The following is a 13496-nucleotide window of genomic DNA, read 5'->3' on the forward strand; positions in this document are numbered from 1 at the left end:
AGGTTAGCTACTCAAAATAACAAAAGATGTCGTTCCGGCAAAAGTAAGTTGCTACATTCTCTCGGGCACATCGATACCCAACAGGCGGAAGGCAGATTGAATCACCTCGCCCACCTTCTTGGACAACAATACCCTAAAGGTTTTCTTTTGTTCGTCCGTTTCACCTAAAATGGAAACTTGTTGATAAAACGAGTTGAATTCCTTGACCAGTTCGTAGGTATAGTTGGCAATTAGTGCTGGACTATAGTTTTCTGCCGCCAACTGTACCGTTTCAGGGAACAATTGCAGCTGTTTCAATAGTTCCTTCTCCTTTTCGTGCAAATCCATTGTTATGTCGAGCTCAGTCGAGAGATCAAAATCAGCCTTGCGCAAAATGGATTGTATCCTTGCATAGGTGTACTGGATAAACGGCCCCGTGTTTCCTTGAAAATCCACGGATTCCTCCGGGTTAAAAAGAATACGTTTTTTGGGATCTACTTTTAATATATAGTATTTAAGTGCCCCCAAACCTATGGTTCGGTACAATTGTTTTTTTTCTTCTTCGGTATAACCGTCGAGCTTGCCCAATTCTTGTGAAATGGATGCTGCGGTATCTTCCATATTTTTGATTAGGTCATCGGCATCCACAACGGTTCCTTCCCTGCTCTTCATTTTGCCACTTGGCAGATCTACCATACCATAACTTAAATGGTACAGTTGTTCTGCCCATGCATAACCCAACTTTTTAAGAATAAGGAACAAGACCTTAAAATGATAATCTTGTTCGTTTCCCACTGTATAGACCATTCCGTTGATATCCGGAAAATCGGTTACCCGTTGAATGGCGGTGCCAATATCCTGGGTCATGTATACCGCGGTACCATCCGAACGCAACACAATTTTCTCATCCAAGCCTTCATCGGTAAGATCTATCCAAACACTGCCATCCTCTTTTCTAAAGAAAATACCACGTTCCAATCCATCCTTTACCACATCACGCCCCAACAAATAGGTATCGCTCTCGTAGTACAGGGTATCAAAATCAACCCCCAAATTTTTGTAGGTAATATCGAAACCATCGTACACCCAACCGTTCATTTTTTTCCAAAGATGTACTACCTCATCATCGCCAGCTTCCCATTTACGAAGCATTTCCTGGGCTTCGAGCAATATTGGCGCTTCTTTCTCTGCTCTTTCCTTGGATATGCCCTTATCTACCAGAACGGTAATTTCTTCTTTATAGGCCTTATCAAAAGCAACATAGTACTTTCCGACCAAGTGATCGCCCTTTAAACCCGAAGACTCCGGCGTTTCTCCTTCACCAAACTTCTGCCAGGCCAGCATACTTTTGCAAATATGTATTCCCCGATCGTTAATGATCTGGGTTTTATAGACCTTTTTGCCCGAGGCTTTTAGAATCTCTGCCACGGAATACCCCAATAAGTTGTTTCGAATATGCCCCAAGTGTAATGGTTTGTTGGTGTTCGGGGACGAATACTCCACCATTACCGCATCATCGGACCGAGATGTTACATAACCAAAATCCACCTCGCCCAATATGGTATTGAAGAAATTTAAATAGTAGCTTTCTTCGATAACGATATTCAAAAAACCTTGGACCACATTGCATTTGGATACCTCGTCGACCTGCTCTACCAAGTAATCACCGATCTTTGTTCCAATCTGCACAGGATTACCCTTCACGTAGCGCAACATTGGGAATACCACTACGGTAATATCTCCTTCAAAATCCTTCCGGGTAGGTTGAAACTCCACTGTTGGCAGCTCAACTTGGTACAGTTGTTTTACCGCCTCGATCACGTTTTGGGTCAAATCGTTCTGCAAACTCATTTAAAAAGGCTTTTAAGGGCGCAAAACTACGCATTTTTTTGGGCTTTTTCCGTCATATGGATTGGTGTTGACCACTTATAAATCGTATTTTTAAGAAAAACTATCTATGGATCATCTTCAACATGCCGCCCCGGTTTTGGCCTCAATGGACATCCATAAAACCGTGACTTTTTACAAAGAGAAATTGGGGTTTGATAAACCTGGCTGGATTGATGAAAACTATGCCGTAATTGGCAGGGACAAAGTGGAGATCCATTTTTGGAAATGCGACAACAAGATATTTCCAGAAAATACCAGTTGTTACATCTATGTTGAAAATGTGGACGGGCTCTACCTCGAAATGCAAAATTCCAAAGTTATCCACCCCAATGGCAGTCTAGAAGACAAACCTTGGGGAGTTCGAGAGTTTTCCATATTGGACATTGACGGCAACCTGATCCGATTTGGACAAAACCTTTAAACATGCTACTGAACGTTTCGTACAACGACAAAAAAATCATTCAAAAAATAAACGATGCCGTTGGTAAACCCTACCCATTAAAAGATCGTTTTGCCATGGGGGGCATTGGATCGCCAAAACTACACGTAACAGAAGCCAGTGTAGATATTTATAATTTGTTTGTTTTGGACAACAATACCAATACGTGCAATGTAGAAATGCGACCTAACGGCATAATCGTGCGGTTTCGCTCCCGATTGGAAACCTACGGGCTGGCAATACCCTATTACAAATTAAATATGTACAAAGGGGATATTGGCATATATTCCATTTATATGGACCATTATTTTGTAAAGGTACGTGCCGATACCAAAGCTATCCAACGTTATTTTAAGAAGTTATTGGATCATCGTGCGGAAAACCTACCTACAAATCTCGAAGACCTATGAAAATAGTACTGACAGGGGCCAATGGGTATATCGGTATGCGTCTATTGCCCCAACTTTTGGACATGGGCCACGAAGTGGTATGTGCCGTTCGGGATGAAAAAAGACTTTCGGTAGATAGTAAGATACGCTCCCGAATCCAAGTTGTTGAGATAGATTTTCTGGACATCCCTGAAGAACAAAAAATACCCCCCGATATTGATGCGGCCTATTACCTGATACACTCCATGACCTCCTCGGTTACCGATTTTGATGAAAAGGAGGCCCAGGCCGCTAAAAACTTTAATAAAATTATTGAAAAAACCCAGTGCGAACAGGTGATCTACCTGAGCGGGATCGTAAATAATGAAGAACTCTCCAAACATTTAAGTTCCAGGAAAAATGTGGAGGACATACTATATCGGGGCAATTTTAAACTTACCGTGCTCCGAGCCGGGATCATTGTAGGCTCGGGCAGTTCCTCTTTTGAGATTATTCGAGATCTCTGCGAAAAACTGCCGGTCATGATCACGCCCAAATGGGTGCTTACCAAAACACAGCCCATAGCCATTCGCGATGTGATCCAATTTCTGACCATGGTATTGGGCAATAAGCAAACCTACGACCAATCTTTTGATATTGGCGGGCCAGATGTTCTTACTTACAAGGATATGCTCCAACGCTATGCAAAGGTCCGTGGCTTTAAAAACTGGATATTCACCGTTCCGGTAATGACACCTAAACTATCCTCCTATTGGCTTTATTTTGTTACCTCTACTTCGTACAAATTGGCCACAAATCTTGTGGATAGCATGAAAATGGAAGTCGTGGCAAAGGACAATCGATTACAGCAAATGCTGGGATTAAAAACCCACACTTATGAAGAAGCCATTGATCTGGCCTTTAAGAAAATTGAACAGAATCTGGTAATAAGTAGTTGGAAGGACAGCATAGCGAGCGGGCAAATACAGGAAGATCTCGAAAATTATATCCAAGTGCCTAAATTCGGGGTGCTACAAGACAAAAAATCCATCAAAATTACAAACGAAGGAGCTGTTTTGGACAACATTTGGCGAATTGGTGGTGAAAATGGGTGGTATTATGGCAATTGGCTGTGGAAAATCCGTGGTTTTTTGGATAAATTGGTCGGAGGTCCGGGGCTACGACGTGGACGAACCCATCTTGATAAAATTTTTCCCGGTGATGCCCTGGATTTTTGGAGAGTGCTTTTAGCCGACAAAAAAAACAAGCGTTTGCTCCTGTTTGCAGAAATGCGAACCCCTGGGGAAGCATGGCTAGAATTTAGGATCAAGGACAACATTCTGTACCAAACCGCGACGTTCCGACCGAAAGGATTATTGGGTCGCCTGTATTGGTATTCCGTACTGCCCTTTCACCTCTTCATTTTTGGGAATATGATAAAGAATATTGCAAAAACTGATTGACCCCAGTGTTTAGACCTTAAATGTTGCTCAACGTACTTTTCACCAAAAGAAACACAACAATTAATCTCATTTCAAACTAAGAAAATTAAGATCAAGTTCGAGAGCAATGATCAAACCATACTGCTGTCCGTTCGACTACGCGCAGGGACCCATCCATGAACGAGAAAATATAGATGGTTCTATAATAGGAACAATCCTTATCAAAAACCATAAATCTTTCTCCATTGCCCCTATCTCCCTACACCTAACTTTAAACACATACATTGTTAAAATACTACTAAGTGCCACTACTATTCGCGGAATTTTTGGCACTTTGTCACAAAATTCATTTCGGCTCGTCTAACAAGCAGGCAACCTTTTCCATCCAAGAGGCGTCTATTTTTAATGAAACCATACATCACAATATGTCCATAAAACCTATTTACTACCTTTCCATTTTTAGCATTTTTACGGGGTTTACAACAATGGCACAGACCATTAGTTCTCGTTTGGTGGATGCCAAGACCCAAAAAGGAATTCCCTATGCCACTGTTCAATATGGAGAATATAACGGGGTTATAACAAACGAAGAAGGCAGGTTCAGTTTTGTTTTGGAGGATGGCATTTCCAGGCCCGATTCGATCTATATTACCTCGATGGGGTATGAAAAAAAAGGTTTCGCCCTAGAGCAAATGCAAGACAGTGTGATCACATTAAATGCCAGGGCCATTGAACTTAGCGGAGTCTATGTTTTCGACAAGGAACTGGAGGTGGACGACATTATTGAAAAAATGATCGAGAACATTCCCAAAAACGTGAACAAGGAAACCATTAAACAACGCTTCTTCCTAAGGAAATCGGAACTGGCCAACATGCAAAAAGTGGATTTTGGTTTTGAGAAATCCACCATAAAAGAGTTGAACAAAGAGCTTATGGACAGTATAGCCAGGGCCATTCCACAACATGCTTCACATTACACAGAAAGTTTTGGGGATCTTTATAAAAACGATACGGAGTACAAACTCAACATAATAAAAGCGGCCGATCTTTACGATAAAAAAGATGTGGGTTCCTTTGAAGATCTGGCCGAACACATGGAGGATATATTTAAACAGAATGTAAAACCGGGATCCTATCTTAAAATTAAATCGGGCATTTTCAGTGAAAAAATCCAAGTGGATTCCATTTTGGACACTATGGACGACGAACGGATGGAGCAAGTTGAAAAAGTGAAAGCTCAGGTAAAAAAAGACAGTGTTTCTGGATTGGTGGACAGCCAACGCTGGCAGTTTGAGGAAATGTTGAGTCAATTGTATTACAAAGAAGACACCAAGCTGGACTTTGTGGAAAAACCCAACCGCTACGAATTTCAACTGGCGGGTTATGCGGAAATAGACAATGCAGGGGTCTACGTGATAGACTTTTGGCCCAAACGGAGCAGCGCGGACTTTAAAGGTCGCCTATTCATCAACATTGAGGATTATGCCATTATGCGGCTCGACTTTACCAATACAAAACGCCTCCGCAATTTTAGGTTGCTGGGCATTACCTACCGCAAAACCATGTACAAGGGAACCATGCGCTTTGCTAAATTGCCCACTGGCAAATACGATCTTCAGTTTATGGATTTATCCGATGGTAGATATTTTGGCGTTGACCGTCCGTTAAAAGTCGTGGAAAAAAACAAACACGTAAAAGGCCGCCGTAAACAAAACGAATTAAAGTTGAACATTGATTTCCGTATGAACATGACCACCAAATATGAACTCGTAGTGTTCGAGCAAGATAATATTTCCAAATCCGAATTCACATCTTACAAAGAGGATAAAACAGTGCGAGCCACCTATATGCCCCGTTACAATCCCGAGTTTTGGAAAGGTTACAATATTATGGAACCCAACCAGGCCATTCGTGGTTTTACGGTTGAAGAGGAAGATTAGTTATGAGTTTTGGGTTAAGAGTTCTGAGTTTCCAAACTACAAATTTGGGATAAAGGGACTTCCATGTTTTTATCTCTTGACTTTATATACCTTCTAGTTCATCATGGTAAGGTGTCATTTCGAACCGACTGAAAGCAGAGTGAGAAATCTAAAAAACAGTAATGATTTCTCAATCACTGCTTTCGCATCTCATTTCGAAATGACACTATACATTTTCGATTCCGCTCAGGAACCATCTGGAAATGAAACTCAGGCACTATGCCTTTGGCAAAAAAACTTCGGCCATCATACAACGTGCACTGCCGCCTCCGCAAGTCTCAATGGTATCAAGGGAACTGTGTACAATGCCACAATGCTTTTCGATAGCATTGATCTGTTGTGTGGTCAGGCTTTTGTACGCCTGGGTACTCATTACCATAAATCGTCGGTCGTTGGAGCCCACAACTTGGAGCATGTTCCCTGCAAAATGGTACATCTGTTCTTCGGTGATCTTAATGATTTCCTTTCCATCCATCTTTAGGTGTTCCACGACACTTTTTCTTTCTTTTTTGTCATCGATACAATCCAAACAGATTACGGCAAAGGTCTCCGCCATGGCCATCATTACATTGGTGTGATAAATGGGCAATCGCTTATTGTCCACAGTTTGGTTTGCATGAAAAATCACGGGAAAACAATCAAAATCTTCGCAAAATTCTATAAATAGCTCTTCGTGGGCTCGCTCGGACAAAGCACAATAGGCCTTTTGATTTATGCGGTCCATTAGTATGCTCCCAGTGCCTTCCAAATACACGCCCTCTTCCTCGGCAGATGTATAATCCATAACATTGTTGATCACAAATCCGTTCTGTTCCAACAACTCAAATATATCCTCTCTACGTTCTCTTCTTCGGTTTTCGGCAAACATCGGGTATACACATACTGTTCCGTTATCGTGAAAGGACACCCAGTTATTTGGAAAAATAGAGTCTGGTGTATCCTGCTGCATATTATCATCTATGGTCAATACATTTACGCCCTGCTCCCGAAGCACCTTTACAAATTGATCAAACTCCTGTTGTGCCTTTAGGTTGATTTCGGCTTTTTTTAAATCCGGGTCTTCTTGAAAATAATTGTTGACCGCTGTTTGTTCGTTCATCCTAAAATTAACCGGACGAACCATAAGAATGGTATTGGTAATCTGATTTCTCAATTGCATGAAGTTTTTTGTTGTTCCCCGCAAAAGGGGTTATTTTACTAATTTACGCTCTTACCAAAGGCATGGTGCTACAACGTAACAGCCCCTCCTGTTTGGCAATCTCGGCATAGGGAATTTCTTCCACGGTAAAACCATGGTCACGAAGCCAATTGTTGAGTCTGGTAAAGCTTTTTTCGGATACCACTACCTCTGGCGATATGGAGAAAACATTACTGAACATTTGGTACATTTCCTCTTTATCTATCTCAAAAATGTTATCTGTACCAAAAAAATCAACCAAATATTGATATTCTTCCTCTACCAAAAAACCGTTTTTATGCAAAATAGCTTTGTCCTTACCAACAGGTTGAAAACAACAATCCAAATGCAGGGCATTTTCCTTGGGATCGGTATTGGATTTACGCAGTTCGAAAGACTTTACGGTCTTATGTGGAAACATATCGCGAATAAACTCAACTGCCTCAATATTTGTTCGTGCCGTAATATAGCTAGCATAGTCCGGGCCTGTGTAGGTTCCAATAAAAATATGATCGTTCCATGGCATTACGTCACCACCTTCAATATGCACCTCTTCCGGCGGCCTAATTATTTTATTGGGGTCAATTATATCCAGCACATTATGTATGGCCTCAAATTCCTGCTCTCGATCGGGCAAAATATTGGCATGGAACAATTTGTCCTCTATTACAAAAGCAATATCCCTTGCAAAAATTTGGTTGCAATCTTGGAGGACTTCCGGTCGATATACCTTTACCCCGTACTTGGCAAAAACCTGGGCAAAGGCCTCCATTTCTTTGATCATATCCTCTTCTTTGGGGTAAGTGCCCGCTTTGATATGTTCAATGGATTTTGGATCGTAGGCTTCATCAATAGTGGGTACAGGTCCATTGCTTTGTGCCGTTCCCAGTATAACCTCTTTTAGTGCACTGGTCTCGTTGACCACGTTTAGTTTAATCATATAAGGTTTTTTATGGGTCAAAAATCATAGATGACCACCCTAAAGTAGTGTCCTTTAGGGTATGAGGGCAAATCTAGTGTTTTACTTGATTTTTTTACCCTGACAAAATCAAAAATTCTTTACTGAATACACGGTAGAAATATTAAATCGACAAAATGATGTTATTCTATACGAAATTGTTTATCAAATGCTTAAAAATAGCTTTGAAACCAAAAAACTAATAATTATCAGTTTTCCAATAAATTATATTGACTACATTTGCATTAAGATTTTTCCTACTTATGAAAAAACTACTACTTACATCAGCTATTTTAGCTACCTTATTCATTATTATGGGAAGTATGCATGCGTTCCAAAAAATGAATGATGTCCGTTTATCTTCCAAACCTGATGCCGGTCTACCTTTTGGAGGACAATCCTCCATCAAATACAACGATTGTATTACAGATGCTGATCTACCCACAGTACTACATGGGCATATTCAAAAATTATATGAGCTTCAGTTGGATAGTTCGATCTCCAAAATAGATGCTTCTATAAAAAAGTTTGGGAGATCCATGGACGCTACCTTAAAGAATCTAAGCACGGTGGATGCGCATGAATATATCCATCAATCCTTTGAAAAATCCAAGCACATTATTGCCAATAAAGATATATCCGACCTACAGAAATATTATCATTTGGAAATTATGCGAATTTGCTACGAAAGGGACAAATCGTTGAACCATAATGCCGCAGGCATGTTGTAGTTTAAAGGTTTACCCCATATAAAAAGGGGCGAAACCGCCCCTTTTAATTTTTGTATTGTCCCAAATCTTACCTTTTTTCCAAAGGAACAAAACTTCTTAGGTTTTCTCCTATGTATACCTGTCTTGGCCTTCCGATGGGCTCTTTTCTCAAACGCATTTCTCTCCATTGTGCTATCCAGCCGGGCAGTCTGCCCAACGCGAACATTACGGTAAACATTTCTGTAGGTATGCCCAACGCCCGATAAATGATACCGGAATAAAAATCCACGTTTGGATATAATTTTCTATCTACAAAGTACTGATCTTCCAATGCTTCTTTTTCCAGACCTTTGGCTATGTCCAAAATAGGATCTTCGATACCTAGATTGCCCAACACTTCGTCTGCGGATTTTTTAATGATCTTTGCCCTTGGGTCAAAGTTTTTGTATACACGGTGTCCAAAGCCCATCAAACGGAAGGAATCGTCCTTATCCTTGGCTTTGGCCATATATTTTTTAGTATCGCCTCCATCGGCCTCAATAGCCTCGAGCATTTCTAAAACCGCTTGGTTGGCCCCCCCGTGCAATGGTCCCCAAAGTGCAGAAATACCTGCGGACAGCGATGCGAACAATCCGGCGTGCGAAGAACCCACAATACGAACTGTAGAAGTTGAACAGTTTTGCTCGTGATCAGCGTGTAAAATCAAAAGTTTATCTAGGGCATCAATGGCAATAGGGTCTCTTTTATACTCTTGATTAGGTCTTTTGAACATCATTTTATGGATGTTCTCAACATACCCCAAGGTATCGTCTCCATAATCCAACGGAAGACCTTTTTTCTTGCGCATGGCCCAAGCGACCAACACTGGGAACTTGGCCAAAATACGGACTATGGAATTGTACATGGCGGATTCCGAGGATACATCTACGCAAGATGGATTGAACGCCACCAAAGCACTGGTCAACGAGGATAACACCCCCATTGGGTGAGCCGATTTTGGAAAGCCATCCAAGATTTTCTTCATTTCTTCATCAACTTGGGACTCTTCCTTGATATCGCTATGGAATTTCTCCAATTGTTCTTTATTAGGCAGTTCACCAAATATTAATAGGTAGGCTACTTCCAAAAAGTCGGCTTTCTCTGCTAAATCTTCAATGGAATATCCACGATATCTTAAAATACCTTGCTCGCCATCCAAAAAAGTAATGGCACTTTCGCACGAGCCCGTATTTTTATATCCGGGGTCTATCGTCACCATTCCTGTTGCGGCCCTCAAGGTTTTAATATCTATGGCCAATTCATCTTCAGTACCTTTGATCACAGGGAATTCATACCTTTCTCCCCCATATTCGAGTATAGCTTTATCCGACATTTTATATTTTAATAGATTAGTAAAAATTGATTGCGAAAATTACGAAAAAGCACTGCCATTAACAATTTACAGACCCTTTTTGTGCTGATATTAACGCTAAAATGATATAGGAAAAATAACCTAATCCAATTTATAGAGCAGTTTGTAATACTCGTCCGCTGATTTCTTCCATGTAAAACGTTTTCTACGCGCAGCGGATTGGATTTTTTTCCAGGTAGGTTTGTCGTTTTCGAACACATCTAGTGCCTCATCCAGAGTCTGGATCATGCTGGAAATTTTCTCGTCGTAGCTTTCCCCATCAAAGGCAAAACCGGTTTTCATGTGTTCAACGGTATCCTTTAGCCCCCCGGTATGGTGCACAAGGCATGGATTTCCGTTCCGCATGGCCAACATCTGGCTAATTCCACAAGGTTCAAACAGACTGGGCATGAAATACAGGTCCGATTCCAAATAAATGGAATCGATCAACTTTTCCGACTGACCATTGGTGAAAATAAAGTTTTTGTGCTCGTAGCTCAATTTTCTAAAAAGCTCTTCGTATTCCGGTGCACCCGTTCCCAACAGCATAAAAATTCCGTCGACTTTCTCCAATCGTTTCAAAATTTCTACAAATGCTTCGGGAGATCGCATAAAAAAGTAAAACTTTTGCTCGGTCAACCGTGCCACACTCGAAGCGATGAACTTAGGGTTTTCGTCCACATATGCCATTATTTTCTCCCCGGTGTGTGCCAAAAAATCGGCCTTGTATTTTTTGGATTCCTCTTGCAACCATCTAAACAAAGCCTTTACCGTATTGCGATAAATATTTCCTTTCTTCTCCTTGTTGATGTTCTTATAATTACATCCGTTCAAAATACCGAACAAACGTCCTTCTTGATCCGCTTTCTGTAGGTCTTTTTCCAACCCTTCGCCACCAATAAACTCCGGTGGGGAACTTGGCAGTAGCACATCTTCTTTATAGGATGGTGAAACGGTATGTACAGCATCTGCAAATCGAATACCTACGGCCATAAGGTTAATGCAATCCTGATATCGGTAATCCATCAACTTTTGATAGTCCAACGGTACACTGGGGAACCAGTTTTTTACCGAAGAATAATTGCCATCGAACGGACGAATTCCCTGTATTGCCAAATTGTGGATGCTATACACTATGCGTATGTCCTTTAAATTGGTATACTCTATGTGATATTCCCTTAAGAACAAAAGCAGACTGGAATGCCAGTCGTGTAAATGTACAATGTCCACATCGCCAAAGGCACCTTGCTTTATGGCTTCTGCAACCGCTGTACAAAATATAATGTATTTAATGGCGTCGGTGTAAAACGGCTCTTCTGGGTCGTTGTGGTAGATGTGTGCAATATCACCAGCTTCTATCTCAGGATGATGGAGCACATAATGAAATATATTGGGAAATTCTTTTTTAGGTTTTACTTCGTACAACTCCGCAGTGTAGGCCATGCCCCGCAATGAAAAATTCAGGGTAGTCCGTGGCAATCCCCCATGATGTAGTCTGGAATAGGCCGGAACAACCACGTGCACTTTATCTCCACGCTCCGAAATTTGTCTCGGTACATCGCGAACCACATCGCCCATGCCCCCGGCTTTACAGTTTTCCAAAGCATCGTTTTCGGCGGCGACAAAAAGAAAGTTGTTCATGTAGTAGAATTTGATATGGTAGTTTAGTGCACCCTTAATTTAACCAAAGTTTGTTACTGAAACAAAAAAAAGCCTTTCCGAAACGGAAAAGGCTTTTTTAATGCTAAGTAATCATTATGATTATTTTACTTTGAATGCTTTTTCTTGTGGATAGTAGGCCACATCTCCCAACTCTTCTTCAATTCTCAACAGTTGGTTGTATTTGGCCATACGATCACTTCGAGAAGCGGAACCGGTCTTGATCTGACCTGTGTTCAAAGCTACTGCCAAATCAGCAATGGTATTGTCTTCGGTTTCACCAGATCTATGGGACATTACGGAAGTATATCCTGCATTCTTGGCCATATTTACGGCTGCAATGGTTTCCGTTAATGTACCAATTTGATTTACTTTGATCAAAATAGAATTGGCAATACCGTTCTCGATACCACGGGACAAACGCTCTACGTTGGTCACGAATAGATCATCGCCTACCAATTGTACCTTATCACCGATTTTGTCGGTCAGCATCTTCCAACCGTCCCAATCGTTCTCGTCCATTCCGTCTTCTATGGAAATTATTGGATATTTTTCGCAAAGATCGGCCAAGTATTGGGCCTGTTCTTCGGATGTTCTGACCATTCCCTTATCTCCTTCGAACTTGGTATAATCGTATTTGCCGTCCACGTAGAATTCCGCAGACGCGCAATCCAATGCGATCATGATCTCATCACCCAATTTGTAGCCAGCTTTTTCCACCGCTTTTCCGATAGTATCCAAAGCATCTTCGGTACCACCTTCCAAGGTTGGGGCGAACCCTCCTTCATCTCCCACTGCAGTACTCAAATTACGATCGTGCAATACTTTTTTAAGGTTATGGAAGATCTCTGTCCCCATTTGCATGGCATGGCTAAAATCCTTGGCCTTAACGGGCATCACCATAAACTCTTGGAACGCAATGGGAGCATCGGAGTGCGAACCTCCATTTATAATGTTCATCATTGGAACTGGAAGTGTGTTGGCACTTACGCCGCCCACGTAGCGGTACAACGGCATACCCAATTCATTGGCTGCCGCTTTGGCAACTGCCAAGGAAACCCCCAGTATGGCATTTGCTCCCAATTTTGATTTGTTCGGCGTGCCATCCAGCTCGATCATTGTCTGGTCGATGTAATTCTGTTCAAAAACAGAAGTACCGATCAATTCTTCGGCTATCAGGGTATTTACATTGTTTACTGCATTACCTACTCCTTTACCCATAAAGGAATTGCCACCATCGCGCAACTCAACGGCTTCATGCTCTCCGGTAGAGGCTCCAGAAGGCACTGCCGCCCTTCCCATAATTCCATTTTCTGTTACGACATCTACTTCTACTGTCGGGTTCCCTCTGGAATCCAATATCTGTCTTGCATGAATGTTGATAATGATGCTCATTTTACTACTATATTTTTAGTTGTGATTATTGGGCTAAGATACAAAAGGTGCTGTTTTTAATTCCATGATAATCCTCACAAAACGCACATATTTACTTAAAAATAAAACTA

11 protein-coding genes are annotated in these 13496 nt (G+C 41.4%); 5 read left to right on the forward strand and 6 right to left on the reverse strand.

Annotated features, from left to right (window positions below; translation table 11 throughout):
- Positions 1-51: 51 nt before the first annotated feature.
- Complete coding sequence (gene argS, locus ABTP35_RS03190; protein ID WP_293293930.1) at positions 52-1830, reverse strand: arginine--tRNA ligase; 1779 nt, start codon at positions 1828-1830, stop codon at positions 52-54.
- A gap of 106 nt (positions 1831-1936) precedes the next feature.
- Here argS and ABTP35_RS03195 point away from each other — a divergent pair, with 106 nt between their 5' ends.
- The 4 genes from ABTP35_RS03195 to ABTP35_RS03210 all read left to right on the forward strand — a co-directional run bounded on the left by ABTP35_RS03195 (position 1937) and on the right by ABTP35_RS03210 (position 6058).
- Entirely contained in the window at positions 1937-2290 is a 354-nt protein-coding gene (locus tag ABTP35_RS03195) for a VOC family protein (protein WP_293293928.1), read from the forward strand.
- Between the two features lie 2 nt (positions 2291-2292).
- Positions 2293-2718: a hypothetical protein gene (locus ABTP35_RS03200; protein ID WP_293293926.1), complete on the forward strand. Its 426-nt coding sequence runs from the start codon at positions 2293-2295 to the stop codon at positions 2716-2718.
- Positions 2715-4139, forward strand: coding sequence for an SDR family oxidoreductase (locus ABTP35_RS03205; RefSeq protein ID WP_252080521.1), 1425 nt, complete (start codon positions 2715-2717; stop codon positions 4137-4139). Before ABTP35_RS03200 ends, ABTP35_RS03205 begins: the two co-directional genes overlap by 4 nt.
- 281 nt (positions 4140-4420) lie before the next feature.
- On the forward strand, positions 4421-6058 hold the full coding sequence (locus ABTP35_RS03210; RefSeq protein ID WP_293293923.1) for a carboxypeptidase-like regulatory domain-containing protein: 1638 nt from the start codon (positions 4421-4423) through the stop codon (positions 6056-6058).
- Positions 6059-6314: 256 nt separating this feature from the next.
- Here the strand turns inward: ABTP35_RS03210 and ctlX are convergent, their stop codons facing one another.
- The gene (gene ctlX / locus ABTP35_RS03215; RefSeq protein WP_293293921.1) at positions 6315-7256 is read right to left on the reverse strand and encodes a citrulline utilization hydrolase CtlX; all 942 of its coding nucleotides are present in this window, start codon (positions 7254-7256) and stop codon (positions 6315-6317) included.
- A gap of 43 nt (positions 7257-7299) precedes the next feature.
- Complete coding sequence (locus ABTP35_RS03220) at positions 7300-8214, reverse strand: arginine deiminase family protein (RefSeq protein WP_293293919.1); 915 nt, start codon at positions 8212-8214, stop codon at positions 7300-7302.
- A 281-nt stretch (positions 8215-8495) separates the two neighbouring features.
- Here ABTP35_RS03220 and ABTP35_RS03225 point away from each other — a divergent pair, with 281 nt between their 5' ends.
- Positions 8496-8963 (forward strand): hypothetical protein, encoded by a 468-nt coding sequence (locus ABTP35_RS03225; RefSeq protein ID WP_293293917.1) that lies wholly within the window; start codon positions 8496-8498, stop codon positions 8961-8963.
- Between the two features lie 67 nt (positions 8964-9030).
- Here the strand turns inward: ABTP35_RS03225 and ABTP35_RS03230 are convergent, their stop codons facing one another.
- The 3 genes from ABTP35_RS03230 to eno form a co-directional block, all read right to left on the reverse strand.
- On the reverse strand, positions 9031-10314 hold the full coding sequence (locus ABTP35_RS03230) for a citrate synthase (RefSeq protein ID WP_293293915.1): 1284 nt from the start codon (positions 10312-10314) through the stop codon (positions 9031-9033).
- Between the two features lie 120 nt (positions 10315-10434).
- Positions 10435-11973, reverse strand: coding sequence for a glycogen/starch synthase (locus tag ABTP35_RS03235; protein ID WP_293293913.1), 1539 nt, complete (start codon positions 11971-11973; stop codon positions 10435-10437).
- A gap of 120 nt (positions 11974-12093) precedes the next feature.
- A complete protein-coding gene (eno, locus tag ABTP35_RS03240; protein WP_224837443.1) occupies positions 12094-13386 on the reverse strand; it encodes a phosphopyruvate hydratase in 1293 nt (430 codons plus the stop codon).
- Positions 13387-13496: the final 110 nt, after the last annotated feature.

This window comes from Flagellimonas alginilytica (assembly GCF_042134605.1).
Taxonomy (GTDB): domain Bacteria; phylum Bacteroidota; class Bacteroidia; order Flavobacteriales; family Flavobacteriaceae; genus Flagellimonas; species Flagellimonas alginolytica.